The sequence below is a fragment of the Brevibacterium antiquum CNRZ 918 genome (assembly GCF_900169145.1).
GTDB classification, from domain to species: Bacteria; Actinomycetota; Actinomycetes; order Actinomycetales; family Brevibacteriaceae; genus Brevibacterium; species Brevibacterium koreense.
Genome location: NZ_FXZD01000003.1, coordinates 14,057 through 39,967, shown reverse-complemented (window position 1 = coordinate 39,967; position 25,911 = coordinate 14,057). Strand labels below are relative to the sequence as shown.

The 25,911-nt window shown below is 64.2% G+C and carries 23 protein-coding genes, 3 tRNA genes and 1 pseudogene; 14 read left to right on the top strand and 13 right to left on the bottom strand.

The window, feature by feature from the left end:
- Positions 1 to 35: 35 nt before the first annotated feature.
- Entirely contained in the window at positions 36 to 1,397 is a 1,362-nt protein-coding gene (locus tag BANT918_RS05305) for an aspartate aminotransferase family protein (RefSeq protein ID WP_101619278.1), read from the bottom strand.
- 100 nt (positions 1,398 to 1,497) lie between these two features.
- Here BANT918_RS05305 and BANT918_RS05300 point away from each other — a divergent pair, with 100 nt between their 5' ends.
- Entirely contained in the window at positions 1,498 to 2,109 is a 612-nt protein-coding gene (locus BANT918_RS05300; protein WP_101619277.1) for a YigZ family protein, read from the top strand.
- A 31-nt stretch (positions 2,110 to 2,140) separates the two neighbouring features.
- Here BANT918_RS05300 and ybaK read toward each other — a convergent pair whose 3' ends face one another.
- Positions 2,141 to 2,641 carry a Cys-tRNA(Pro) deacylase gene (gene ybaK, locus BANT918_RS05295; RefSeq protein WP_101619276.1) on the bottom strand — a complete coding sequence of 167 codons (501 nt, stop codon included), beginning with the start codon at positions 2,639 to 2,641 and terminating at the stop codon, positions 2,141 to 2,143.
- A 248-nt stretch (positions 2,642 to 2,889) separates the two neighbouring features.
- Positions 2,890 to 3,237: a metallopeptidase family protein gene (locus BANT918_RS05290; protein ID WP_101619537.1), complete on the bottom strand. Its 348-nt coding sequence runs from the start codon at positions 3,235 to 3,237 to the stop codon at positions 2,890 to 2,892.
- A gap of 161 nt (positions 3,238 to 3,398) precedes the next feature.
- Here BANT918_RS05290 and BANT918_RS05285 point away from each other — a divergent pair.
- The 6 genes from BANT918_RS05285 (at position 3,399) to BANT918_RS05260 (ending at position 6,471) form a co-directional block, all read left to right on the top strand.
- Positions 3,399 to 3,471 (top strand) — tRNA-Glu (locus BANT918_RS05285).
- A gap of 47 nt (positions 3,472 to 3,518) precedes the next feature.
- A tRNA-Asp gene (locus BANT918_RS05280) sits at positions 3,519 to 3,592 on the top strand.
- 68 nt (positions 3,593 to 3,660) lie between these two features.
- Positions 3,661 to 3,736 (top strand) — tRNA-Phe (locus tag BANT918_RS05275).
- A gap of 154 nt (positions 3,737 to 3,890) precedes the next feature.
- On the top strand, positions 3,891 to 4,775 hold the full coding sequence (locus tag BANT918_RS05270) for an SDR family oxidoreductase (RefSeq protein ID WP_101619275.1): 885 nt from the start codon (positions 3,891 to 3,893) through the stop codon (positions 4,773 to 4,775).
- Between the two features lie 107 nt (positions 4,776 to 4,882).
- Positions 4,883 to 5,866: a patatin-like phospholipase family protein gene (locus BANT918_RS05265; RefSeq protein ID WP_101619274.1), complete on the top strand. Its 984-nt coding sequence runs from the start codon at positions 4,883 to 4,885 to the stop codon at positions 5,864 to 5,866.
- Between the two features lie 116 nt (positions 5,867 to 5,982).
- Complete coding sequence (locus BANT918_RS05260) at positions 5,983 to 6,471, top strand: hypothetical protein (protein WP_101619273.1); 489 nt, start codon at positions 5,983 to 5,985, stop codon at positions 6,469 to 6,471.
- Between the two features lie 10 nt (positions 6,472 to 6,481).
- Here the strand turns inward: BANT918_RS05260 and BANT918_RS05255 are convergent, their stop codons facing one another.
- Positions 6,482 to 7,288, bottom strand: coding sequence for an isocitrate lyase/PEP mutase family protein (locus BANT918_RS05255; protein WP_101619272.1), 807 nt, complete (start codon positions 7,286 to 7,288; stop codon positions 6,482 to 6,484).
- Between the two features lie 111 nt (positions 7,289 to 7,399).
- Positions 7,400 to 7,882: a DUF1648 domain-containing protein gene (locus tag BANT918_RS05250; protein ID WP_101619271.1), complete on the bottom strand. Its 483-nt coding sequence runs from the start codon at positions 7,880 to 7,882 to the stop codon at positions 7,400 to 7,402.
- 103 nt (positions 7,883 to 7,985) lie between these two features.
- On the opposite strand from BANT918_RS05250, the pseudogene mgtE reads away from it, so the two are divergent.
- Positions 7,986 to 9,353, top strand: a pseudogene (mgtE, locus tag BANT918_RS05245) (magnesium transporter).
- A gap of 26 nt (positions 9,354 to 9,379) precedes the next feature.
- Here the strand turns inward: mgtE and BANT918_RS05240 are convergent.
- Both BANT918_RS05240 and BANT918_RS05235 read right to left on the bottom strand, forming a co-directional pair.
- A complete protein-coding gene (locus BANT918_RS05240) occupies positions 9,380 to 11,179 on the bottom strand; it encodes an ABC transporter ATP-binding protein (RefSeq protein ID WP_101619270.1) in 1,800 nt (599 codons plus the stop codon).
- Entirely contained in the window at positions 11,176 to 12,867 is a 1,692-nt protein-coding gene (locus BANT918_RS05235) for an ABC transporter transmembrane domain-containing protein (RefSeq protein WP_233430365.1), read from the bottom strand. Before BANT918_RS05235 ends, BANT918_RS05240 begins: the two co-directional genes overlap by 4 nt.
- 43 nt (positions 12,868 to 12,910) lie before the next feature.
- On the opposite strand from BANT918_RS05235, the gene BANT918_RS05230 reads away from it, so the two are divergent.
- On the top strand, positions 12,911 to 13,801 hold the full coding sequence (locus tag BANT918_RS05230; RefSeq protein ID WP_205751057.1) for an oxidoreductase: 891 nt from the start codon (positions 12,911 to 12,913) through the stop codon (positions 13,799 to 13,801).
- A 225-nt stretch (positions 13,802 to 14,026) separates the two neighbouring features.
- Complete coding sequence (locus BANT918_RS05225; protein ID WP_101619269.1) at positions 14,027 to 14,647, top strand: amidohydrolase family protein; 621 nt, start codon at positions 14,027 to 14,029, stop codon at positions 14,645 to 14,647.
- 23 nt (positions 14,648 to 14,670) lie between these two features.
- Here BANT918_RS05225 and BANT918_RS05220 read toward each other — a convergent pair whose 3' ends face one another.
- Positions 14,671 to 15,840, bottom strand: a complete 1,170-nt coding sequence (locus BANT918_RS05220; RefSeq protein WP_101619268.1) for an acyl-CoA dehydrogenase family protein — start codon at positions 15,838 to 15,840, stop codon at positions 14,671 to 14,673.
- Positions 15,841 to 15,996: 156 nt separating this feature from the next.
- On the opposite strand from BANT918_RS05220, the gene BANT918_RS05215 reads away from it, so the two are divergent.
- Both BANT918_RS05215 and BANT918_RS05210 read left to right on the top strand, forming a co-directional pair.
- The gene (locus BANT918_RS05215; RefSeq protein ID WP_101619535.1) at positions 15,997 to 16,902 is read left to right on the top strand and encodes a LysR family transcriptional regulator; all 906 of its coding nucleotides are present in this window, start codon (positions 15,997 to 15,999) and stop codon (positions 16,900 to 16,902) included.
- 37 nt (positions 16,903 to 16,939) lie between these two features.
- Positions 16,940 to 17,572 (top strand): class I SAM-dependent methyltransferase, encoded by a 633-nt coding sequence (locus tag BANT918_RS05210; RefSeq protein ID WP_101619267.1) that lies wholly within the window; start codon positions 16,940 to 16,942, stop codon positions 17,570 to 17,572.
- 71 nt (positions 17,573 to 17,643) lie between these two features.
- On the opposite strand, the gene BANT918_RS05205 is transcribed toward BANT918_RS05210, so the two are convergent.
- The 5 genes from BANT918_RS05205 to BANT918_RS05190 all read right to left on the bottom strand — a co-directional run bounded on the left by BANT918_RS05205 (position 17,644) and on the right by BANT918_RS05190 (position 22,404).
- A complete protein-coding gene (locus BANT918_RS05205) occupies positions 17,644 to 19,059 on the bottom strand; it encodes an aldehyde dehydrogenase family protein (RefSeq protein ID WP_101619266.1) in 1,416 nt (471 codons plus the stop codon).
- Between the two features lie 73 nt (positions 19,060 to 19,132).
- The gene (locus BANT918_RS05200) at positions 19,133 to 20,623 is read right to left on the bottom strand and encodes an APC family permease (protein WP_101619265.1); all 1,491 of its coding nucleotides are present in this window, start codon (positions 20,621 to 20,623) and stop codon (positions 19,133 to 19,135) included.
- Positions 20,624 to 20,719: 96 nt separating this feature from the next.
- On the bottom strand, positions 20,720 to 21,031 hold the full coding sequence (locus BANT918_RS17690; RefSeq protein ID WP_233430364.1) for a helix-turn-helix domain-containing protein: 312 nt from the start codon (positions 21,029 to 21,031) through the stop codon (positions 20,720 to 20,722).
- Positions 21,028 to 21,678, bottom strand: a complete 651-nt coding sequence (locus BANT918_RS05195; RefSeq protein ID WP_233430363.1) for a cupin domain-containing protein — start codon at positions 21,676 to 21,678, stop codon at positions 21,028 to 21,030. Before BANT918_RS05195 ends, BANT918_RS17690 begins: the two co-directional genes overlap by 4 nt.
- Positions 21,679 to 21,747: 69 nt before the next feature.
- Positions 21,748 to 22,404 (bottom strand): TetR/AcrR family transcriptional regulator, encoded by a 657-nt coding sequence (locus tag BANT918_RS05190; protein ID WP_101619264.1) that lies wholly within the window; start codon positions 22,402 to 22,404, stop codon positions 21,748 to 21,750.
- Between the two features lie 103 nt (positions 22,405 to 22,507).
- Between BANT918_RS05190 and BANT918_RS05185 the strand changes: the two genes are divergently transcribed.
- Both BANT918_RS05185 and BANT918_RS05180 read left to right on the top strand, forming a co-directional pair.
- The gene (locus BANT918_RS05185) at positions 22,508 to 24,454 is read left to right on the top strand and encodes a primary-amine oxidase (RefSeq protein ID WP_101619263.1); all 1,947 of its coding nucleotides are present in this window, start codon (positions 22,508 to 22,510) and stop codon (positions 24,452 to 24,454) included.
- 128 nt (positions 24,455 to 24,582) lie between these two features.
- Positions 24,583 to 25,866 (top strand): MFS transporter, encoded by a 1,284-nt coding sequence (locus tag BANT918_RS05180; RefSeq protein WP_233430362.1) that lies wholly within the window; start codon positions 24,583 to 24,585, stop codon positions 25,864 to 25,866.
- Positions 25,867 to 25,911 lie beyond the last annotated feature (45 nt).

The following is a 25,911-nucleotide window of genomic DNA, read 5'->3' as shown; positions in this document are numbered from 1 at the left end:
GTTGCTGGGCCGCCGTCAGGTGCTTCTGGAGGGGATCAGCGGGAGAAGTCGAGGTCGGTGAGCACCTTCTCGAAGACACCCAAACCGGTTTCGAGATCTTCGTCGCTGATGTTGATGGGCGGGACCACGTGGAGGCGGTGGTAGTTGCTGAAGGGCACCACGCCGAGTTCTTTGAGAGAGGACACCACCGAGGCGACCTCGGGCGAGCCTCCGCCGTAGGGTGCCAGCGGCTCACGGGACTCCTTGTCCCAGACGAGCTCGATGGCCCAGAAGGCACCGACCCCGCGGACCTCACCAACGTGTTTCGAGTTCTCGGCGATCTGGCGCAGCCTGGGTCCGATGACCTCCTCACCGATGCGCTGGGCATGCTCGATCATGCCCTCGTCGTCCATTGCCTTCATCGTCGCCACTGCTGCTGCGCAGGCCAGTGGGTGGCCGGAGTAGGTCAGTCCGCCAGGATAGGCCTTCTGCGCGAATGAACCGTAGATCGCCTCATTCATGATCACTCCGCCCAAGGGCACATAGCCGGAGTTCACACCCTTGGCGAAGGTGATGATGTCGGGGACGACGTCGAAGTGTTCGAAGGCGAACCACTTGCCGCTGCGTCCGAATCCGGCCATCACCTCGTCGGCGATGTAGATGATCTCGTGCTTGTCGCACAGGGCGCGGACCCCCTGCATGTACTCACTGCCCGGCAGCATGATGCCGGCGGTGCCGGGAATGGTCTCGAGGATGATCGCGGCGATCGTCGACGGGCCCTCGAGCTCGATGGTGCGCTCGAGGTGACGCAGGGCGCGCTCAGTCTCCTCTGCCTCTGTTGTGGCCGAGAATTCAGTCCGGTAGAGGAAAGGACCGAAGAAGTGGACGACGCCGGAGTCTCCGCGATCGTTCGACCAGCGGCGCGGATCACCGGTGACGTTGACGGCCGTCTCGGTGCCACCGTGGTACGAACGGTAACGGGAGAGGACCTTGTGCTTGCCGGTGTGCAGCCGGGCCATGCGGATCGCGTGCTCGTTGGCATCAGCCCCGCCATTGGTGAAGAACACATGGTCAAGTCCGGCCGGGGTGCGGTCGGTGATGAGGCGGGCCGCCTCCGACCGCGCAGCGTTGACGTGGGCCGGGCTGATCGTGCACAGCAGGTCGGCCTGGTCCTTGATCGCCTGGACGACCGTCGGATGCTGGTGGCCGATGTTGGTGTTGACGAGCTGTGAGGAGAAGTCGAGGAACGACTGCCCCTGGCCATCGACGATGGTCGACCCCGAGGCCCTGGAGACTGTCATCGGATCGATGAGCTCTTGAGCCGACCACGAATGGAAGACGTGTGCCCGATCGAGTTCATAGGCCCGGGCAGATTCGTCCTTGATCGCTGAGATCTCACTGTCGCTGAGCTGTTGCACAACACATCACCCTTTCACCGTTGTTCAGGTTTGTCCGCTCATCGTAGATCAGATTCCGACGAAACGGTCCGCGTCAGTGTCGTTGGGTAGAGTGACTGGCATGCCCTACCGGACCATCGCCACCGCTGCCGAGGCCGAGATCGAGATCAAGAAGTCGCGATTCATCGGATTCCTCGCACCGGTCGCCGATGAAGCAGAGGCCAGGGAGGTCATCGCGAAGCGGCGGAATGCCCATCCCAAGGCCAGGCATCACTGCACGGCGTTCGTGCTCGATCCCGATTCGCGCACACAGCGCTTCAGCGATGATGGTGAACCGGCGGGCACGGCCGGGGCACCGATCCTCGACGTCGTCTCCGGTCACCGGCTGACCTTTGTCGTCGCGGTCGTGACCAGGTATTTCGGGGGAACTCTGCTGGGTGCAGGAGGACTCGTCCGGGCCTACGGCCAGGCCACCTCGGCGGCGTTGGAGACGGCACGAGTCGTGACGAAGCATGAACTGGTGCCGGTGCGCGCCGACGTGGACTACGCCCAGGCCAACGCCCTGGATCGGGCAGCTGGGAACAGAGGCTGGACGACGCGGTCACAGTACGGTGCAACAGTGGAGATCGACATGATGGTCCCCGTCGCCGAGGTGGATGCGGCCCTGGCGATGTATGCAGACGTCACCGCCGGGCAGGCAGAACCCGCCGTCGGTGACGTCGAATGGGCGTGATCAGTACTGGGCGTGATCAGTACTGGGCTGATCAGTCCAGCGCTGCGATCTTCCCGACCTGTGCATTGGTCAGCATGACGAGATCTTCGGGACGGATCTCGATTTCGAGGCCACGACGGCCTGCCGAGACGAAGACCGAGGAATGCTCGAGTGCGGTGCGGTCGATGACGACCGGCACAGCATGGCGCTGCCCGAACGGGGAGACTCCGCCCACCGGATAGCCGGTGCGACGTTCGGTCTCGGCCACGCCTGACAGCTGGGCCTTCTTCGCGCCACGCGCGGACGCGAGACCCTTGAGGTCAAGCTGCCCGGAAACGGGAACCAGAGCGGTGACGGGTGCGCCGTCAACCTGGATCATGAGGGTCTTGAATACCTGGTCGGAGCCGACGCCGAGCTTGTCGGCGGCTTCAGTTCCGTAACGGCGGGTGCTCGGATCGTGATCGAAGCTGTGCAGGGTGTAATCGATGCCTGCCAGATTGAGTACACGGACGGCCGGGGTAGCCGCGCTTGTCGGTTTGGATGCCACTGTCATAAAGGGGTCGTGCCTCCTGCCCGTAAATCTGCGAGGACACGCGGAGCATTTCTGCCCGGGGCTGAGCGCCCCCTGTGTTCCCGCGTCGATACGGACGGAATGTTGTATCGAATGCTGATGGGTACCCGCCCACAATAAGCGAAGTCCAGGCTCAAGCGCCAATCAATGACGCACGATGAAAGGACTGACACCACCTACGACCTGGAGTGACGCTGGTCTTTGTGGTCAACTGCGAAAGGTCGCAGGCCTCAACCCCAGCCGAGCTCGTGGAGCCGCTCGTCATCGATTCCGTAGAAGTGTGCGATCTCGTGGACGATGGTGATGACGATCTCGCGCCGCAGGTGGTCACGGTCATCAGCGAATGCAATGAGGTTGTCGCGGTAGAGGAAGATGTTGTCCGGCAGCTCCAGTCCGGAGATTCCTCGCTCCCCCACCGGTGTTCCCTCGTAGAGTCCCAGCAGATGCGTGTTTTCGTCCTCAGGCCGGTCTTCGACGAAGAGAGCGACATTGTCGAGCTCATCGGTGACGCCCGTGGGAAGCTGGTCGAGCGCCTCGTCAAGGATCATTTCGAACTCTTCTGCACTGAGGTCTTCCATGATCACCAGCCTAACGGGATGACCTTCGAAGGGACTGCGGGCGACCCTCCCACCGTCGCCTGGATCAGTGTGACCGAGGACACTCGATATCGGTTTGCACTCTGCGAAATGGTTGGGATAAGCTTAACGTCGTTGCCCCGGGGAATCCGAGGACAACCTGGGCCCCCATCGTCTAGAGGCCTAGGACACCGCCCTTTCACGGCGGCGACACGGGTTCGAATCCCGTTGGGGGTACGGTGTAGGATTGAAAAGTCCGACATCGGATCAGATGCAACACGTTAGGCCCTGTAGCGCAGTTGGTTAGCGCGCCGCCCTGTCACGGCGGAGGTCGCCGGTTCGAGTCCGGTCAGGGTCGCGGAGCACAAGGCTCTTCTTCGGAAGGGCCTTTGTTTCTCTCAACATGCTTCGGCATGTTGGCGGCCTGGCTCTGTAGCTCAGTTGGTAGAGCGTTCGACTGAAAATCGAAAGGTCACCGGATCGACGCCGGTCGGAGCCACCACGCAAGAAGAACCCCCAGATTTCTCCGGAGATCTGGGGGTTCTTCTATTTACTGACCGGTAACCTTGCTCTAACGTGGACTGAGGTATCGACCATTCGCTTGAAGCCTCAGCCTGGGAGTTTTGGCTGAAGCCATGATGCAAAGGAGCAGTCACATGAAACGTGGAACCCAAATTGCCGGTGCACGAGTGCTGATCACCGGGGCTGGCAGCGGAATCGGACGCTTGATGGCTCTGGATTCTGCAGCCCGTGGCGCCGCGGAGATTCTGATCTGGGACCTCTCGGAAGAACGCGGACAGAGCGTTCGCGATGAGATCGTGGCGACCGGATCGCACGCCCGTTCATTTGCCGTCAATGTGGGCGACTCCGACCAGGTGGCAGACGCTGCGGAAGAAGCCGGACCGGTCGATGTCGTCATCAACTGCGCGGGAATCGTCACCGGCAAGAAGCTGCTCGAAACCGACGAGGACGCGATCCGACGCGTCTACGACGTCAACACCCTCGCCCTGTACTGGGTGACACGCGCCTTCCTGCCCGGAATGCTCAAACGTGACCGCGGCACCATCGTCACCATTTCCAGCGCCGCGGGACTCACCGGGGTGGCCCGGCAGACCGACTACTCGGCAAGCAAGTTCGCGGCCGTGGGCTTCACCGAGTCTCTGCGCGCAGAGCTGCGGGCCGATGGCAGCAATGTGAGAACGCTCCTCGTCTGCCCCTTCTACATCAACACCGGCATGTTCGAAGGTGTGACCACCAAATTCCCCCGCCTGCTGCCGATTCTCGAGGAGACGGAGGTCGCGGACAAGGTCATCAACTCCGTCGAGTCCGGGCGTGAGCAGCTTGTCATGCCCCCGTTCGTTCGTTTCGTGCCAGGTGTGCGACTGCTGCCCACACGGGTCTTCGATCAGGTGATGGACTTCCTCGGCGTCAACAAGACCATGGATCACTTCACTGGCCGGCGGCCCGTGACTGCAGGGCCGGACACTGCTTCACCGGCCTCGGAGCTCAATGATGCCGACCCAGTCCGCGCTCGGCGCTGACACCGGACGCTACTTCCGGCCGGCACGAAGGCCTGGGTGGACAATGAGAGAAGGCGCATCGACACCAAGGTCGATGGGACACCCAGGCAGCTGAGAAGGAGGGCGTCATGGCCGTCACCGATCTGGTCCTCGAAGGTGGAGGAGCCAAACTTCCCGGCCTCGTCGGCGCGGTCAATGCCCTGAGCTCCGCCGACTACTCCATCCACCGCATCGCGGGAACCTCGGCCGGCGCGGTCGTCGGAGCGCTGACCACCGCAGGCATCGCGCCGGAGAGGCTCATCGAGACGATCCTCAGCAAGGACTTCACCGACTTCGAAGACCTCAGCCCGGCCTTCCGTTTCGTGCCGTGGCTCGGCAAGGTCCAGGGGCTCCTGTTCCACAAGGGCATGTATCTCGGCACCGCCCTCCACGACTTCCTTGCCGGCATCCTCGCCGCGCAGGGCATCCGCACCTGGGGAGACCTTCGCCTGCATGACCCCCACAGTGCACTGCCGCCGGAGCGGCAGTATCGCCTCGTGGTCATCGTCTCCGATGTCTCTCGCGGTCGCATGCTGCGACTGCCTTGGGACTACCGATCGGCGCTCGGTGTCGACCCGGATTCTCAGTCTGTCGCCGAGGCAGTCTGCGCCTCGGCCGCAACTCCGTTCTTCTTCCGACCCCGATCTCTGCGAGCAGATCCGCGAATAGCCGGTGGCGCCACGGTGCTCGGGGCGGACGGCGGACTGCTGTCGAACTTCCCCGTCGACATCTTCGACCGGAAGGATCAACAGCCTGCACGTTGGCCCACGTTGGGTGTGATGCTCTCTGCCAGGGCGACGGCCGAAACCCAATGGCGTCCCAATGCGAACACCTACCAATATGGCCTCTCGCTCCTGTCGACCATGATCAACGCCCATGACCGGCGCCATATCGATGAGCCTTCTGTCACCGATCGAACGATCTTCGTCGACACTGCGTCCCAGAGCAGCACCGATTTCACCCTGACACGAGAGGACAAGCTCGATCTCATTCGCTCCGGAGAGACTGCAGCACACGAGTTCCTCAGCACATGGGACTGGCAGACGTGGAAGGAACGCTACGACCGCCGGTGATCGCAGCGGCGTTCACGAAATCCGGGCGAGCCAGGACACCTGCGCGCAGGCCCCTGCTCGTGCAACAATGTGGGCGTCGACAGACAGAAGCATCGACCACCACCGAAGGAGCGATCATGAGCGACAATCCCACCGATCCGACACAGTGGCCAGACGAACCCGAGATGGGGGCGCCTGTGATGGATGATCCCACTCTCGAAGAACCCACCGCCGACGAGCTCGATGACCCGGAGCTCAACGCTGCCGAAGCCGAAGCCGATGACGTCGACACCGCACTCGATGCCGACGTCGAATCCGATGCGGAAGCCTCCCCGCTCGTCGAGCCAGGGGCCGACGGCCCCGAGGGAACCGGCATCGAAGGTGCCGACGATGCTCTCCTCGAAGACTCGGGCGAGGACGACGAGCTCGATGCTCCGGACATCTCCGGTGAGTTCTCCACGGACTCCACCACCGCCGCAGAACTGGGCAACCGCCCCGGCGATGAGATGGTCTCCGAAGACGAAGACGAGGCTGAAGTCGCCGAGCTCGCCGGCGATGACCTCGACGTCGACGCGCTCGCCGGCGATGATCTCGACGCGCTCGCTGATGGCGGCGGCGAAGACTGAGCTGCTGGAGCTAGTCGCCCAGTTCGGAGACCGTCCGGTAGGACAGCACGTTCGCTGTCTGCGCCGGGCGGTCTCCGCTCAGCCCACTCAGCGAGTGCAATGCCGCTGAGATCGCGGTTCGGTAGAGCAGCGATCCGGTACTGATCCTGGCCACCCCCACCTCGGCGAACTCATCGCGGAAGAAGCGCGGACTGGCCAGCACATTGACCGGGAGCGGACAGGCCTCGACGATCCGCCCGATAGTCTCCAGGTCAAGATCCCCGGGCACGAAGATCCCATCGGCCCCGGAATCGACATAGCGGCGCATCCGCTCAAGGGTGCCGCCGAGGTTGTCCTGCCCAGTCCAGTACGTGTCGATGCGCGCGTTGACGAACAGATCAGGAACCGCCCCCTTGATCGCGCTGACCTTGTCGGCGAGTGCCCCGGGCTCGACGAGCTGGCCGCGAGCGGAATCTTCGATGTTGATTCCGTCGACGTCGAAGCTGCCCCGCAGAGTCTCGACGACGGGACCCGGTTCGTCGCTGTACCCGTCCTCGAAATCGCAGGTGAGCAGCGTTTCAGGCAAGGCCTGTGAGATGTTCCCGATCAAACCGGCCATGGCGGTCAGGGTTTCACGGTCCTCATCGGCGGCCCCGATGCCGGCTGCCACACCAAGGCTGGTCGTGCCGACGGCCGGGTGCCCCGCCTCGGCGAACAATCGGGCACTTGCGACGTCCCAGGCACAGGGCAGAAGGAACGGCTCCCCTGGCCGGTGCAGTTGGTGGAATGACTGGCGGCGGGAGGGCTGACGGTCGGAGGCAGGGATCTGATCGTTCATACCCCCATGTTAGGACGCCCGCGGTTCAGCAAGGACCGAATCGTGCTGAGTTCGCTCTTCGTTCCAGGCCAAGGGGGTGCTGGTCGAGGGGGTGCTGGTCGAAGGGGTGGCTCAGGCGGCCGAGAGTGTTCTCTTGACCCCGACAATCGTAGCGAGCACCAGACCGAGGATTCCCGCCATGAAGGCGGGGGCGCCGTAGCCGCCCCAGCTGGATATGGCGGTACCGACATAGGCAATGAGCAGCGACGCTGACACCCACACCATCATCCGTTCTGACTCCCGGAAGATCAGCTGAGAGTTCTCCTGAGTCACGACGACCGGGAAATTGAGAACCTGCGGCCGCGTCGACAACCAGGCCGTTGCGCAGATGAGGGCGCAGAGCAGACCGCCGATGACGAACACCGTCCAGCTCGGACCATAGCCGTCAGCCTCGCCCGCAAGGTTGAAATGAGTCGGAATCAGATCAGGCAGCAGCGGGTAGCTGGCAAGCAGTATTGCGGAAAGGACTGCAGTCGCGATCAGCGTCGCGCGTCGGATCCACCTGGTCACGGTTCCGGTCTCGAATGTCGTCGCATAGCTCTGCTGCCCCACCATGCGATGATCGTACCTCCTCCGCGCGGGCTCCTTTGGGCTCCGCCTCCCGCAGTGGCATAGGGTGGACAGCGATCACACGGGCAGCGGACGCTAAGGAGCAGTCATGACAGACATGACGGTGGAGAACTCGGCGGCCGACCGCCTCGAGTCCGCACTGACGGGGCGCATCGACCGTCCGGCGATGGACACGATCGCCCATCTTGCGCACCAGGTGCCCCTGCCCGAGCTGACCCGCCTCGTCCACACCAGCACACCGCTGCAGTCGGCGGTCCTCTTCCGCATCCTGGACAAGGATGAGGCACTCGCCGTGTTCGAGAATCTTCCGCCGGGCTACCAGGCGGAACTCATCCAGAACCTCCGCGAACCAGAGGTCGCCCACATCGTCGAGGGCCTCGACCCCGACGACCGTGCCGAACTCTTCGGCGAACTCCCCGCCAACGTCGCCCGCCAACTGATGAGCGGCCTCGATGCCGAGGAACGCGAAATGACCACCGCAGTCCTCGGGTACCCGAAGGCTGCGATCGGCCGGTACATGTCCCCGGAGGTCCTCAGCCTCCACGAGGACTGGACCGCCGCCGAAGCGATGGAAGTCGTCCGAGCCCGCATCGACGGCCCCGAGACCGTCTACCTCCTCCCCGTCGTCGGCTACGGACGTGTCCTCTTGGGTGTTGTGTCCTTGCGTAACCTCATCGCTGCCGACGCCGAAGATCTCGTCGCGGACTTGGTGCGAGAGTCGATCAGCACGCAGGCGCTGACCAACCGTGAGGTCGCCTCCCGCCAGTTCCTCTCCCACCGGCTGATTGCAATGCCCGTCGTGGACAAGGAGGACCGCCTCGTCGGGATCCTGACCATGGACGACGTCCTCGACATCGTCGACGAAGAGGACGCCGAGGACATCGCCCGCTCCAGCGGTTCCGAGCCGCTGGACCGGTCCTACCTCTCGTCGACCATCTTCCGCCTGGTCAAGAGCCGCATCGTCTGGCTGCTGGTCCTCGCACTGTCGGCGATCCTCACGGTCCAGGTCCTCGAGGTCTATGAGGACCGGCTCGACCAGGTCGTCATCCTCGCCCTCTTCATCCCTCTGCTCACCGGTACGGGAGGCAACACCGGCAACCAGGCCGCAACGACCGTGACCCGTGCGCTGGCCGTGGGAGAGGTGAGGATCCGCGACCTGGGGAGAGTCATCTGGCGCGAACTGCGCGTCGGGGCGATGCTGGGAGCCGTACTCGGCCTCTTGGGCTTCGTCGTCGCAGGCCTCGTCTACGGGTGGGCGATCGGCCTGGTCATCGGACTCACCCTGCTGTCGGTGTGAATAATGGCCGCAACCGTGGGCGGGCTGATGCCGATCATCGCGAAGCGAATCGGCGCCGACCCGGCGGTGTTCTCCAACCCATTCATCTCCACCTTCTGCGACGCCACCGGCCTGATCATCTACTTCACCATTGCGACGACGGTCCTGGGACTGAGCTGAGGAATGTCAGTCGCAGGGTGCTCAGCTCAGGCGGACCAGGCCGACCACAGCTGGGCATAACGGCCACCAGCGGCGACCAACTCCTCGTGAGTGCCCTCTTCGACGATCCGTCCATGCGCCATGACGAGAACGCGGTCCGCGGTCTCGGCCTGGCTGAGACAGTGGGCGACGACGAGGGCCCCACGCCCGGCCACTGCAGCACGGGCAGAGGCTTCGAGCACGTGAGCGCCGGCGGATCCTGCCTCGGCGCTCGCTTCGTCAAGGATCGCGAAGTCAGGGTCTGCGAGCACCAGGCGAGCCAACGCGATCGACTGGTCCGCGACCGCGCTCAAGCGGGTCCCGCCGTCACCAACCTCGGTCTCCAGTCCTGTGGACAGTTCGCCGGCCCAGCCAGCCCCGACCCTGGTCAACGCCGCAGCGATCTGTTCGTCTGTGGCGTCCGGGACCGGCAGCGCCACATTCTCACGCAGGGTGCCATTGAAGGTGTGGACCTCCTGCGAGACCATGCTGATGTGTGAGCGCAGCACTGACTCCGGCAGCGCAGTCAGTTCCACTCCCCCCGCCGAGGCGGCTGTGCCCGAATCGAGTCCGGCCCACCCGCACGAGAGCGCAGAGAGGCCCGCCGCGATCCGCGCGAGCGTTGACTTCCCTGCTCCCGTGGTGCCGACAACGGCGACAACTTCGCCCGGTTCGAGGCGCAGGCTCACACCCTTGAGGACATGATTGCTCGACCCGGGATCTTCGTCGTAGGTGAACCACAGGTTCTCCAGCACGAGAGCAGGCCGGTTGATGGAAACGTCGCCCGACCGCCTCGGCGACGTTGATGCCTCGTCAATGACGCCGACCATACGAGTCAGCGAGGCTCCGGCGGATTGGATCTGGTCGAAGAGCCCGACCAGAGCACCGATGGGATTGAACAGACGGTGGAAGACGAGTGCCGCGGTAGTCACGGCACCGGCCGTGGTCTGGCCGGAGAAGACCAGGACGAATCCGGCGATGAGGAGCAGGGACAGGACGACAGCCTCGGCGCGGTTATTGCGTGAGAAGGCGCGGGTGAGGAAACTGAACACTCCGATCGACAGGTCCCGGGCCTGCCCCGAGGCAGCATCGATGCGGTCCAGCTCCCCTGCCTCGGCGCGGTAGGCACGCAGGGTTCGGGCACCGGTGAGACCGCCGAGGAGGCGTCCGGCACGCCTGCCGAACGCGGCGCGTTCCTCCTTGTAGATCGGTTCCGACCTGGGCAGATACCAGCGCAGGGTGAGCCAGTACATCGGCACTGCAACGAGACCCACGAGGCCCAGGCGCCAGTCGATCGCGGCCAGACCTATGGCAGAGACAATGACGATGAGAAGTGATTCGACGATGAGCGGCAGCACTTGCGCGGCGGCCTCGCTGATCTTGCGGGAATCATCGGCGACCCTGGAGACCAGATCACCTGTGCCTGTGGATTCGACGCGCTGAGATTGCAGGCTCAGTGCGGATTCGACGACCTGTGTGCGCAGGTCACCGACGATGGGCATCGCGATATGGGCCAGCGCCCACGCCCCGATCCAGGTGCCCAACGCCATGACGACACCGGCGATGGCCACAGCGATCGCGCACTCGATGACGACGTCTGAACCGGCCCCAGCTGGGAGTTCGTCGACGAGACGACCGATCGCCCATGGTCCCACGAGCCCGGCACCGGCGTTGGCGATCCCGGCGAGAACGAGCAGGACGAGCCAGCCCCACCGTAAGCGAAGCAACGGGGCCAGATGCGCGAACGAGCGGCGCCTGGAGGCAATCGACAGGGTGGTGTGGGCGGCCTGCTCGGCAGATGCGCTCATCGGGTCACCGCGTTGCGGTAGGCCTCGGCGGATGCGCCTGCGGCGGACTCGTCTGCGGCGACGAGGAGCTCGGCGTGCTTTCCGCTGAGGACAGGCCCTGCAGCAGGGACGAACACGACGGAGTCGGCTGCTGCGAGAAAGGCTGGGGAGCTGGTGAGAATGATCGTGGCGGCGTTCCCGCGTGAGCTGCGCAGATCGTGGAGTCGGTCTGCTATGCGTGCTTCGGTGACGGCATCGACCGCGGTGGTCGGCTCGTGGAGGACGAGGACCTGAGGATCGGCATGGAGGGCGCGGGCCAGGGCCACTCTTTGGCGTTGCCCGCCGGACAGGTTGCCGCCGAGTTCCTGGATTCGGTGGTCGAGCCCGGTGTCGACGAGGCCAAGGAGCTCATCAACGCCCGAGGCGGTGAGCACCTCGGGCGCCACAGGGGCATCGCCTGCGCCGAGGATCATGGTGATGTTGGAGCGGATCGTGCCTTCGAACAGGTCGACTGTGTGCGGTGAAACGAGCATCTGGCCCAGCCCGGTGCTGCGGGCATGGCCAGCCAGAGCCGTGATCAGCGCGGTCTCTGTCTCGGCTTGTTCGACGACAATGGCGGTCAGGGAGCCGAATTGAGTGGTGAAGTCGACCGTGCGCCCCTCCCCTGCCGCCCAGCCCCGGACGCTGATCTTCTCGTCGTCGATGTCGATGGTTGCTGCGGGTGCGGTCGTCGGCGCTGCTCCGGCGCCGTCGATGTCGGTCAGCAGCTGAGAGATCCGCTGGGCGGCTCCATGGGATTGGGCGAAGAGACCGACGATCTCGGCCAGGGCGCGCATCGGTTCGGTGAGGAACGCGGTCATGCCGAGGATGCCGATGAGTGCGCCGACGCTGAGCTGTCCGTCGATGAGGCGCAGACCGGCGACGATGAGGACGATCGCGAGCACGAGAGACATGACGAGGGCACCGAGCCCCGCGAGCCGCCCAGTTCGCTCACCGGTGGCGATGCCGGCGTTCGCGGCTTCATCTGAGGTGTGTCGGTAGCGGCCCACGGCCCAGGGTTCTCCGCCCATGGCCTTGATCACGCGCAGACCGTGCATCAGGTCCGAGGCTGATCTGCCGGCTCGCGCCACGGCTTCGAGCTGGGCGTTGGCCTTCGCAGACACCGAGCGGCCGGGCAGTGCCACGATGATCAGCCCGATGGGTACGGCGATGAGCACGACGAGGCCGGTCACAGGGTCCGCGATGAGAAGGAAGACGGCGGCCGTGATCATGCCCAGCACCGAGGCGATGCCGCGTCCGGCCTGGGCGAAGGACTGTGCCGCCGTGTCAGCGTCGGCCGAGGCGATTGACAGGACTTCGCCGGAGGCGCGGTCCGGTGGCAGGTTCGCCGAGGTGAGTGCGGCGTGGGTGATCTCGACGCGCAGGGCGTGTGCTTCGTGTTCGCGGGCAGAATTGCAGAATCGGGCACCGAAGCGGTAGCCGAGGCTGAGCACGGTGAACAGCAGACCGATGCCGACGATGGAGACGATGAGTGCCGGGACGGACAGCGGGATAATCGCGACGTCGACGACGATGCCGATGGCGACCGGGACCAGCGCTTCGCAGACCTGCCACAGCGACATGGTGATGGCTCCGGGCACGAGCAGTCGGAGGCGCCGCCGAGCGGCTCTGCGGAGGAGAATCGAACCTGATGAGGGAGTCGTCGGCACGAAGGTTACCCTAACATCTTCTGGTGGGTCTACGATGGCGCCTATGACATCAGCAATCGAGTACAGCCTCCCCTCGATGACCGGTCGCACGGTCATCATCACCGGAGCGAACAGCGGAATCGGCCGAGTTGCCGCTCGGGTGCTGGCGGGCAGGGGCGCTCACGTCGTCCTGGCCGTGCGCAACCTCGACAAGGGCGAAGCGGCAGCAGCGACCATGCCGGGCAGCACCGACGTCCGCCTGCTCGACCTTGCTGACCTCGACTCGGTCCGGTCCTTCGCCGCCGCCTTCACCGACCCGATCGACATCCTCATCAACAACGCGGGAATCATGATCCCGCCGCTGTCGCACACCGTAGACGGATTCGAGTCCCAGTTCGGAACGAACCACCTCGGCCATTTCGCGCTCACCAACCTGCTGCTCCCGCAGATCCGCGACCGCGTCGTCACCCTCTCTTCCCTGGCCCATAAGTCGGGATACATCGAATTCGACGATCTCGATTGGACGCGCAGACCCTACAAGGCGATGGCCGCCTACGGGCAGTCCAAACTCGCCAATCTGCTCTTCACCTCGGAGCTCCAACGTCGGCTCTCGGAGAAGTCATCGCCGGTCATTGCGACCGCGGCGCATCCGGGGCTGGCGACGACGAACCTGTTCAAGGCCGGTGACGGCAATCGGCTGCGCGCAGCCGTCAGTCGGACCTTCATCGGACTGATCGGTCAGAACGAACAGGAAGGCGCGCGCCCGACGCTCTGCGCCGCAGTCGCCGACATCCCGGGCGACAGTTTCGTGGGACCGAAATCTCTGTTCGAGGTCCGCGGAGCACCGGGATTCGCCTCACGTGCGCCAGGAGCCAAGAACGCCGAGGTGGCTCGTCGTCTGTGGACCGTGTCCGAAGAGCTGACCGAGGTGACGTTCCCGCTGCCTGCACCATGAGGACCCGCACAGTGACAGCCAATTCAGTGACGATATGACTGTGCTGCGCAATGTCCGACTCGTCGATCCCGCAACCGAGGGTTCTGCCTCGCCCGATACCTGGTCCCGGGCCTCATCGACACGCACGTCCACCTCGGCGAACGATCAAGGCTGATCGATGCCGTCCGTGCGGGCCTGACGACCGTCGTCGACCTCGGGACGCACCCAGATTCGCTTGTCGACGGGTTGCGCTCCGACGCCGAATTGCCCGCGATCCTCAGTGCCGGCTCAGCCGCCTCGGCGCCGGGCAGCACCCAGATCGAGATGATGGGATTCCCCGCCGAGTCCGCGGTCACGGGTCCGGCCGATGCCGAGAGATTCCTCGATTGGCGGGTGGACAACGATGCCGACCTCATCAAGATCATCGTCGAGGATCCTGCTGCCACCGAGGTTCCGGCGCTGAGCATCGAGTCGCTGGCTGCTCTGGTCGAGGGGGCACATGCGCGTGGGCTGCTGACCGTGGCACACGTCGTCACCGCCGCAGCCTTCGACCGCGGTCTCGACGCCGGCGTCGACGTCCTCACCCATGCCCCACTCGACCGAGCGCTGGCACCGCACACCCTTGAGCGGATGCGGGACCAGGGCACTGCCGTCTCCCCCACGCTCGTGATGATGCGGGCGATGGCCGACGCCCGCCTCGGCGATCACGCCGACGCCGCCTTTGCGGTCGCACTCGACAATGTTCGCGCCATGCTCGATACGGGGATCACCGTCATCGTCGGGATGACGAGGGCAGAGGCGATTCGTGCGGTCACGTCCTCCGCCGCCGAGGTGTGGGTGGCGGGAGTCTCGCGACACCGGTCCTAGGTGTGGCCGTTCCAGTCCAGCTCTTATCTGAACGCCTGCTCACCGGTGATGTGACGGCCGAGGATGAGAGTGTGCACCTCATCGGTGCCCTCGTAGGTGCGCACGGATTCGAGATTGTTCGCATGTCGCAGCGGTGAGTAGTCAAGGGTGATCCCGTTGCCGCCGAGCATTGTGCGCGCCTCGCGGCAGATCGCGATGGCCTCGCGGCAGTTGTTGAGCTTGCCCACCGAGATCTGAACCGGGTCGAGATTCCCCGCGTCCTTGAGACGCCCTGTCTGCACGGCCACGAGAATCCCCTTCTGGATCTCGAGGACCATATTCACGAGCTTCTCCTGCGAGATCTGGTATCCAGCCAACGGCTTGTCGAACTGGAGGCGCTCCTGCGCATACTTCAGCGCCACCTCGTAGGAATCACGGGCAGCGCCCATCGCACCCCACATGATTCCGTAGCGGGCCTCGTTGAGGCAGGAGAACGGACCCTTCAGCCCTCTGACCTCAGGAAGGATGGCATCTTCCGGGAGGACGACCTCGTCGAGGGTGATGTCGCATTGGATCGAGGCGCGCATCGACAGCTTCTGCTCAATCGGGGTTGCCGTGAAGCCTTCGGTCTCGGTGGGGACGAGGAAGCCGCGGATCCCGTCGTCGGTCGCGGCCCAGATGACGGCGACGTCAGCAATCGAGGCCAGTCCGATCCACCGCTTGGCGCCGTTGAGAATCCAAGAGCCATCGTCACTGCGGGTCGCGGTGGTGGCCATGGATGCGGGATCGGAGCCAGCAGTGGGCTCGGTCAGGCCGAAGCAGCCGATGAGTTCACCCTTGGCCATCCCCGGCAGGTACCGGTTCTTCTGGTCTTCGGAGCCGAATTTGTGGATCGCGGACATCGCGAGTGATCCCTGAACGGAGACGAAGGTGCGCAGTCCCGAATCGCCGGCTTCGAGTTCGAGGGCGGCGATGCCGTATTCGACGGCGGAGCGGCCGGGGCATCCGTAGCCGTGCAGGTGCATGCCCAACAGACCGAGGTCGCCCATCTCGCGCACGATCTCGACCGGGAATACCGCGTTCTCGTACCACTCGGCGATGTTCGGGCGGATCCGTGCGTCGACGAAAGCACGGACCTTGTCGCGGAGTTCGATCTCGGTTTCGCTGAAGAGGCCATCGAGGTTGAGGAGGTCGGAGGGATTCGTCGTGGTCATGTCATGCTCCAGCGGTTGTCGGGTCAGAGGTGATCGGGCGCTGCGGATGTCGTCCGTGATGCCGCGATTCCAACATTGCCACCTGGATTACCCAGAGTCCAAGAGATAATATCGAACATATTGATGCGTTTTTATTATCAGTAGAAAGTGATCGAGATGGATCTGCGCCATTTCTCAGCCTTCATCGCCGTGGCACAAGAGCTCCACTTCGGGCGTGCTGCTGAGAAGCTCCACATCGCCCAGCCGGCCCTCAGCCAGATGATCCGCTCACTCGAGGCAGAGCTTGATGCGCCCCTATTCGAGCGGACCACCCGGCGAGTCAGGCTCACCCCCTCGGGCGAAGCCCTGCTCGAACCGGCTCACGCGATCCGAGATCAGGTCGAGGGAGCCCGTCGAATCGCCCGTTCGGCGCAGGAAGGAATTGTTGGGCGAGTGCGCATCGGCTTCGGCGGCACGAGCGGCTATTCGATCCTGTCACTGCTCGCACGAGAAGTGGCCGAGAGACAACCGGGAATCGAACTTGAGCTGCATCCTCAGATGTACTGCGGAGAAGCCGCTCTCGCGCTGCGCGACGGGGTCGCCGATCTGGCTGTTATCTCACCCCCAGCGTCGGCAGGCATCGCCGTCCACGTCATCCGGCAGGAGAGGGTCATGGTCGCGGTTCCCACCCGCCACGAACTCGCCGGTTGGGACTCTGTGTCCATGGCGGACCTGGAAGAGCAGCCGTTCATCACCTATGCGCCCTCACATGGTTCGCAGGTGCGCGAGGCGATGATGCGGCTGGCCGACCAGGCCGGCTTCCTCCCGCGCATCGCGCAGGAGGCACCGGACCCGTACAGTCTGCTCGCACTCGTCGGCGCTCAGGTCGGGATCTCGATCGTCGTCGAGTCCTCGAACCATATCCGCATCGACGGAGTCACCTATGTTCGGCTCGCCGAGGGTGGAGACGCGTTCACCCTGGCACTCGGCTGGCGCCGCAACAATCCCTCGAAGGCCCTGACCCGAGTCGTCGAGATCGTGCAGGAGATCCTGCCCGAGGCGGTGCCGCCGGAAGCGGAGTGACGTGCCGGCGCCGCGTGCCTCGTGAAAGACTGAGGACATGACGGCTTCTCGGGACTATCGGAATTACGCAGCGAAGATGCACGCGTACGCATCCACGGACACCGATATGGAAGTCGATGCTCGCTTCGTCGATATGATCGCCGCCAGATCCTCGCGCATTCTCGACATTGGGTGCGGCATCGGAAACGCCGTCAACGGGCTTCGCTCCCGAAACCATCGGGCGTTCGGCATCGACCCCACACCTGAGGTGCTCCATGTTGCCCACGACCTCTTCGATTCGACGTGGTTCCGCTCGATGCGCGCAACAGATGCCTCTGCACAGGCATTGTCAGCAGAAGGTCTTCCGGCGAAATACGACGTCATTCTCATGTCCGGAAACGTCCCGGCATTCCTCACAGCGGACGAGCTGGCGGAGACCTTCAACCGGGCGAAGGACCTTCTGGCGCCAGGGGGCTATCTCATCATCGGAACAAGCACTCATGCTCGAGGAGGCCCCGCGGACCAAGACGCATGCGCGTCGGTGACCGGACTTCATTTGAAGCACCGATACGCCGACTGGCATCTGGGACAATTCCGCAGTGAGTGCCTGTGGTCCGTCAGCGTCTATTCACACTCTGGTTCGCGGCCACCTGCCGACGGGCCTGATGGGATCTTCATCCTCGGCCACTGATCCTCCCCGACGGCACCGAGGTTGTGAATGCGGCCCTCGGGTCGGGGAGGTTCAGGTGAGGGGAGCCGTTATCACCAGCTGATCACATGCGGAACGCTGACGTGCTTGAGTCCCTCGAGGCCGAACTCGAGTCCGAACCCGGACTTCTTCACACCGCCGAACGGAACGCGCGGATCCACGGCACCGTGTTTGTTGATCCACGTCGAACCCGCCTCCAGGCGAGTCGCAACCTTCTTGCACTCCTCGAGGTCGCTGCCCCACACCGAGGCCCCGAGCCCGACTTCGAGCTCATTGGCCCAGCCGATGGCCTGTTCCAGATCCGTGTATTTGATGATCGGCAGAACCGGACCGAACTGCTCCTCGGCGACCAGCGGGTTGTCGTTGTCGATGTCGGCAACCAGCGTCGTCGGGTAGAAGTAGCCTGGCTGGTCAGCAACCGGATCGCCGCCCATGAGCACACGGGCTCCCCCGTCTTTGGCCGCCTGGACGAGTTTGGCGACGATGTCGTACTGCTGCTTGTTCTGCAGCGGTCCGAGAACGTTGTTCTCATCCAAACCCACACCCATCGGTGACTGGGATGCCACCTCGGCGAGGGCATCGCAGACCTGGTCGTAGAGGGATTCGGGCACGTAGAGGCGCTTCATCGCCGCACAGGTCTGGCCGGTGTTGATGAACGCACCCCAGAACAGGTCACCGGCGATCGCCGCCGGATCGGCATCCTCGAGCACGATGCCCGCATCGTTGCCGCCCAGTTCCAGTGTCAGGCGGGCAAGAGTGTCCGCGGCCGAGCGCATGATGGCCTGCCCTGTCTTCGTCGACCCGGTGAACATGATCTTGTCGACTTGCGTATGCTCCGTCAGCGCGGCACCGACGGATCCGTCGCCGGGGACGACGGAGAGCACATCGGCCGGCAGCGCCTGATTGACCACGGCTACGAGCGCCTGGACGGACAACGGCGTGTATTCAGACGGTTTGAGGACGACCGTGTTGCCCATCTTCAGCGAGGGCGCGAACTGCCACACAGAGATCATCATCGGCCAGTTCCAAGGCCCCACAGCACCGACGACGCCGACGGGTCCGTAGTGGAGTTCGGCGTGGGTCTCTCCGTCATCGACGAGGACTTCGGGCTCGAGCTCGAAAGCGGCATTGGCCCGCAGCCACGCGGCACAGGCGCCGACCTCGAAACGGGCATTGGGCCCGTTGAGCGGCTTACCCTGCTCCCTTGAGAGCAGCTCCGCCAGCGCCTCGGCGGAGGCCTCGACGGCATCGGCAGCCTGGTTGAGCAGTTCGCTGCGCTCCTGCGATGTCCGTGCGGCCCAGCCCGCCTGGACCTTGCCCGCGGCAGCAACTGCGGTGTCGATATCGGCAACGCTGCCTTCACGGGTACGACCGACGACCTCGCCGGTGGCGGGGTCGAGCAGTTCGCGGCCGTTGGGGTCCTCGATGGTCGACAGCAGTCCTGCGAAAGTGGTGAGGTCGGTGCTCATGATTCTCCTTTATCTGAGGTGGAACGGGTGATCGAGAGGTGGGTGGTGTTCATGGAGTGCTCAAGTGGCAACCTCATCCCAGGCTTCCACCTGTGCCGATGCCAGCATAGAGTTGTGGGCGCCTCGACCGGAGGACGAAGGCCCAGACAGTGCCGATGATGCCGGGCACGAGGACGATGGCAGGCAGCAGCCAGGAGAGCACCGAGGTGCCTTCCAAGCCGATGAGGACATTGAAGTTGATGACGATGGAGACAAAGAGCACAAACAGTCCGATGGCGGAGAGCCCAGGGGCGATCACCCTGGTCCACAGCGAGTATTCGTGCTTATGGGAGCGTAGGAACCCGATCACCGCGAGCGCAGTCAGCCCCATGAGGAGGACGAGCCCGAATGCCCCCATGTTCGTCAGCCAGGTGAACAGGGTGACGACGGGGAAAAGCGGATCATCGCTGCCGGAACCGACGGCCGCGAAGATGAGGATGACGATGAGGCCCAGCCCCGACTGAGTCAGGGAACCAGCGACGGGTGCACCCGTGCGGCGTGAGGTTCTGGCCAGGAGGGTCGGCAGGACCCGGTCACGTCCGAGTGCAAAGAAGTAGCGGGCCACGATGTTGTGGAATGCCACCAGAGCCGCGATCAGCGAGGTGAGGAAGAGCAGGTTGGCCAGGTCGACGAACCACACCGGCACATGTTCACCGAGGAAGACGAACATCAGGTCGGGACCGAACTCCTGGGACCGTCCCACAACGTTCGAAGCACCCTCTGCCATGGTCATGGCCCAGGCCGAGAACGCGTAGAAGACGGCGATGATGCTCACCGCAATGATCGTTGCTCGACCTGCCGTGCGCTTGGGGTCCTTGACCTCTTCGTTGTAGATCGCGCCTGATTCGAAGCCCATGAATGCAGCGATCGAAAAGGCCAGTGCGGCGCCGACTCCCGGAGCGAAGAGCTGATCCGGCAGCATCCCGTCTGCGGTGATGCCTTCAGGGCTGTGGGCGAATCCGATGATGTCGAAGACGATGACGACGAGGAACTCTGTGCCGACGATGACGCCGAGGACCTTGGCGGAGAAATCAACCCGGCTCACCCCCATGAGCCCGACGATCACCCAGGCGATGAGTGCGCAGATCCACCAGCTCAGCTGCAGACCGAACAGCGAATCGAGGAAGGAGGAGAAGACGAAGCCGAACATCCCGGCGATGCCGATCTGCATCGAGTTGTAGGCGACTAAGGCCGTGAGTGCGGCGCCCATGCCCACGGGCTTTCCCAACCCTTTGGAGATATAGGCGAAGAAGGCACCCGCATTGTGCACGTGCCGGCTCATCGCCGCATACCCGATGGCGAACAGGATGAGGATGATGCCGAGGACGACGAACGACAGCGGGATCCCCAACAGCCCGGTGACCGCGAAGTTGCTGGGCACACCGCCGGCGACCACGGTCAGGGGCGCCGAGGCGGCAATGATCATGAAGACAAGGGCGACGGTGCCGATGCGACGCGATTCCAGGCCCGCGCCTGCTTGCAGTGTTGTTCCCGCAGAGTGCGGTTGTGCGCTTTTCACATCCATGTGATCCACCTAACGAATTGGCTGTAACGTCAGGCTCTCGCGTCAGGGGCGGCCCTGTCTTGGCTCTGGGGGCAGGAGTCTTGACTTTCGGTGCAGTCAGCTCAGCGAGCCGCGACGGAATGCGGCCGGGGGCGATCCCACGACGCTGCGGAAGAGTCGGGAGAAGTGGGCAGGATCGCTCAGGCCCCACCGGGCTCCGATCGCGGCGACCGGCACCTGAGACTGCTGGGCATCAGCGAGGTCTTGGCGGCAGCGATCGATCCGGCGCCGACGAATCTCGCCGGAGACCGTTTCACCGCTGCCTTCGAATACCTGGTGCAGGGCACGTACCGACACGAAGTGTGCGGCGGCGATCGTCGAGGGTGAGAGCTGTGGGTCGGCGAGATTGGCATCGATGAACCGGGTCACCTCCGACCAGAGGCGTTGCCTCTCCCCGGTGCCTCCGCAGTCTCCGCGAGCTCATCGGCCATGACGGTGGTGAGCAGGTCGACGACATTGCCCGCCAACCTGATCCCGACCGACCGGCTCAGTGTGGGCAGCATGGCCCCGGCCTGAGTGATGATCTGGGTGGCCACGGCTCCGAGCTGATGCTCGGCGCCGATCGAGGTGGCAGTGAGCTGGCCGACGGTGCCGGTGGGCAGATTGACTCGCGACTGCGGAAACATCATGACGTAGGACGAGAAGTCGCAGTCGAAGCTCAGGGTATAGGGGCGAGAGGTGTCATAGATCGCCAAAGATCCGGGTGCCAGTGACACTTCTCGACCGTCTTGGATGAGCAGCCCGTGCCCTTTGAGCTGGAGTGAGACCTTGTAGTAGCTGCTCGGGCTCAGGGCCGAGCCATGGGCCTTCGCGTCGCGGGCGATGAGATTCGGTGTTCGCAGCACCGCGTGAGGGTTGGCGCTGATATGGGACATGACGACGGAATCGTAGTCGCGGGCGCTGATCGCTCCCCGGAAGCCGCCGCGGCGCTGGGGTTCGGTGTCCAGCGGCACGAATGAGTCCGAGACGAGCGCTTGCCACCCGTCGAAGTCTGAGGCTGTGCTCTCAAGTAACATCTTCGTCCTTCTCAGAAGCAACCGATCGTCGACCTCTGTGTCGGCGATCGCTTGGCGCTCACTCTATCCTCAACCAGTCAGGGAGTCACGGGTGTTTGCGGATTTACCGACCGAATGGTCATTTTCGTCCGACTGCTCGGCCGACATGCGGTCGATCACATAGTCGAGCTGGCCGCGGAAACCGGCGAAGTCGAACGATTCGCCACCGATGATCGCGGTGGTCTGAGCACCGAGCAGATACGTGAGAAGAACATCGGCGGCGGGCTCCAGGACCACCTCGGCGGCCAATTCTCCAGCGTCATCGGCCTGACGAAGCCATCCGAGGATCCACCTCCGCCACAGGGCCACGGTGTCCCGGGTGATACGAGCATGGTCGGGGCTCTGCGCCACCTCAGCAAGGAAGGACAGAACGACGCGGGCTTCGTCGTGGAGCTCGGGCGTGACGGGAAGGACCTCGCGAGCGAAGGCACGCAATGCCGCAATGCCGCGCAAGCCCACTGTGGAGAGTTCGACACGACGGTTCGTAGCCTCGTAGACGAAGAGGTATGTGGCGGCGAGCAGGTCCGATTTTGAGGCGAAGTAGGACTTGATCGCACCATTGGCGTATCCGGCTTCGGCAGCGATATCACGCATCGTCGCCCCGGCCAGCCCCTGCCGGACAACGATGCGCAGGGTCGCTTCGACGAGCTCGCGACGGCGCTGATCGTGGTCGACGATCTTGGGCATGCATCCTCCGGTTCGCCTCAACGGCCACTCTTGACTTTAATTTCTACAAGTGTAGATTATTGCGTGAGTCAGAACACATATACAACGCTGCAAAGGTGCACACATGTCCTGCCATTCTGCTTCTGCCGACCCCTCCACCCCGAGCACCCCCACCCCATTCACACTGCCCACCGAGGCAGAGATCTCGACCGTCACCACGGTGCTGCGCGAGGCCGGCCACTTTCCCGCCGAGGCGCGCATGACCTACGTCGGACTGCTCGATCCCGTCCGTGGCCAGGCCCAGCATGCCGCCGAGGCGGATCGTCGTTTCCGTGCCTTCGTCCTCAACAAATCCGCTGGCACAGCCCTCGACATCATCGTCTCCGCGACCCATTCGAGACTCGATTCCGTCGCTGAGGTGGACTCCACCACGCAGGGCGAGTTCCCTGTCATGGAAGAGGAGTTCGAGCTCGTCGAGGAGGTTCTGGCTGCCGATCCCACATGGCAGGAGATCCTTGCTCGTCGCGGTCTGCCCGTCGAACAGGTTCGTGTCGCACCGCTGTCGGCTGGTGTCTTCGAGTACCCGGAGGAGTCGGGGCGGCGCATCCTGCGCGGGCTTGCCTTCCACCAGCAGCACGAGAGTGATTCCGCCTGGGCACACCCGATCGACGGCCTCGTCGCCTATGTCGATGTCACGAACAGAACCGTCGATCAGATCCTCGACCTCGAAGACATCCCGGTGCCGTCTGAGCACGGCAACTACACCGATCCTCAACTGACCGGTCCGGTGCGCACCACGCAGAAGTCGATCGAGATCACCCAGCCGGAAGGTCCGAGCTTCACCGTGTCCGAGGGCAATCACATCGAATGGGAGAAGTGGTCGCTCGACGTCGGCTTCGACATGCGTGAGGGCCTCATCCTGCACAACATCGCCTTCACCGAGGGCGGGGCCACCCGCACGATCCTCGACCGGGCGGCGATCGCGGAGATGGTCGTGCCCTACGGCGACCCTTCACCCGTGCGGTCCTGGCAGAACTACTTCGACACCGGCGAATACCTCGTCGGGCAATGGGCGAACTCGCTGGAACTGGGGTGTGACTGCCTCGGTGACATCACCTACCTGTCGCCGTGGGTGGCGAACAACCTCGGCGAAGCGCGGCAGATCAAGAACGGCATCTGCATGCACGAAGAGGACGCCTCGATCCTGGCCAAGCATTCGGATCTGTGGTCGGATGTGGCCTATACACGGCGCAATCGTCGTTTCGTGATCTCCTTCTTCACCACCGTCGGCAACTACGACTACGGCTTCTACTGGTACCTCTACCTCGACGGCACGATCGAGTTCGAGGCGAAGGCGACCGGTGTCGTCTTCACCTCGGCGCTGCCGAACGGCTCGAGTGACTTCGCCTCGCAGATCGCTCCCGGCCTGGGCGCACCGTTCCATCAGCATCTCTTCGGGGCACGCCTCGACTTCGCACTCGACGGCGGCAAGTGCCGCGTCGAGGAAGAGGACGTCGTGCGCCTGCCGACCTCGGAGACCAACCCGCGCGGCAACGCCTTCAGCCGCAAGCGCACCATTCTCGGCACTGAGCAGCAGGCTCAGCGGGATGCGGACCAGTCGGTGGCCAGGACCTGGGTGGTGTCGAACCCGGAGTCTCTCAACCGCCTCGGCGAACCCGTCGGATACAAGCTCCATCCAACGGGACTGCCGACTCTGCTCGCGGCAGAGGACTCCTCGATCCACCGTCGGGCGGCGTTCGCCTCGAAGGCACTGTGGGTCTCGCAGTATCACCAGGACGAGCGCTACCCGACCGGTGATTTCCCGAACCAGCACCCCGGGCATGCGGGTCTGCCGGCGTGGACTGCCGCCGATCGCAACGTCGACGGTGAGGACATCGTCCTGTGGCACAGCTTCGGTCTCACGCACTTCCCCAGGGTCGAGGACTGGCCGATCATGCCTGTGGACACGGTCGGATTCAAGCTGCGGCCGGAAGGATTCTTCGACCGCTCCCCCGTCCTCGATGTCCCGGCACCGGCGTCGGGAGGGCACGGAGACTGCTGCGAGGAATGAGACGCCTCGGCAGCGAAGACAGGCTCTCGCCGAAGTACTGATACAACTGGTAGCAGAACGCAACCGCCCAGTCTGATCAGGAGCACTCGCATGACGGCCCTTTCCCTCGAGACGCACGGACGAACTCTGTGCTCGCGCCTCGGCTCCAAGCGCTGATGCCCTCGCTGCGCAGATTAGGCAGGACCGGAGCGTTCTGGACCTCTGCCTCGGTGCTGGCGCTTGTGCTGTGGTCAAGTGGGGCGCCGAGTGTTCTCTACCCGATCTACGCTCAGAAGTGGGAACTGAGCTCGGCGGTCGTGACTCTGGTGTTCGCGTCCTACCAGCTCGCGCTGATCGTCGTTCTCCCGCTGTTCGGCAATCTCTCCGATCAGTTCGGGCGACGCCTCGTGATGATCTGGGGCGTGGCTCTGATCGCGTCGTCTGCCATCGTCTTCGCCATCGCCCCGAACGTCGGGTTCCTGTTTCTGGGCCGCGTGCTCCAGGGCGCGGGTTCGGGGCTGGCGATGGGCGCCGCGACGGCGTCATTGGTCGAAAACAACACGACGGGCAATTCCAGACTCGCCAGTTCTCTGGCGACCGTGTCGACCGCCGCCGGGCTCACCCTGGCCCTCGTCCTCAGCGGCGTGTTGGCTCGCTTCGCACCCATGCCCCTGTTCTGGAGCTACATTCTCCTGCTGGCGCTGACCGTCATCGCCATGATCACACTTGCCCTGACCCCTCACGACCGCCCCACCCACACACACAGATGGCGACCTCAAGCTCCGCGGCTTCTTCCCGAACTGCGCTTAAGCTTCTCGATCGCGACCCTGTCCGTGGCACTGGCCTACTGTGCAGGAGCGATCTTCCTCTCGCTGGGGGCACACATAATCGGTCAGTTCGCCGGCACCTCCGACGCAGCACTGGCAGGACTGCTGCTGGGATGCTCTTCGGCGACCATCGGCGTCACCGGCCTGTTCCTCTCCCGTCTCCGACCGCACGTTTCACTGCTGGTCGGAACACTCCTGACGATCGTCAGCCTGGCTCTCATGGCCGCAGCAGCGGCGTTCGGCTCGATCGGACTCTTTCTTGCCTGGTGCATCGTGGGCGGGGTGGCCTACTCGTTCACGTTCACAGGCGGGCTGGGTGTGATCAACCAAGCTGCGCCGGTGCGCCACCGTGGCTCGACGCTGTCCCTGCTCTACCTGGTCGCCTATATCCTGCAGGCCGCCACTGCGATCGGCATGGGCGCACTCGCCACGGCCAGCACGCTGGGTACAGCGGTGGGAGTTGCCGCTGCGACGATCACAGGCTTCTGCCTAGTGGTCCTGGTTCTCAGCTTCGTCGACGCACGGGCTCGCCGCAGGAAGTCGAAATCGTCGACGTCGCAGGTTGAGAGGGCGGAGCACTCCCGATGCCCACAGGCACCCAATTGACCCTGCGTGCACGGTTGAGGACTCGGCTTGCGTCTGCGCGCAGAG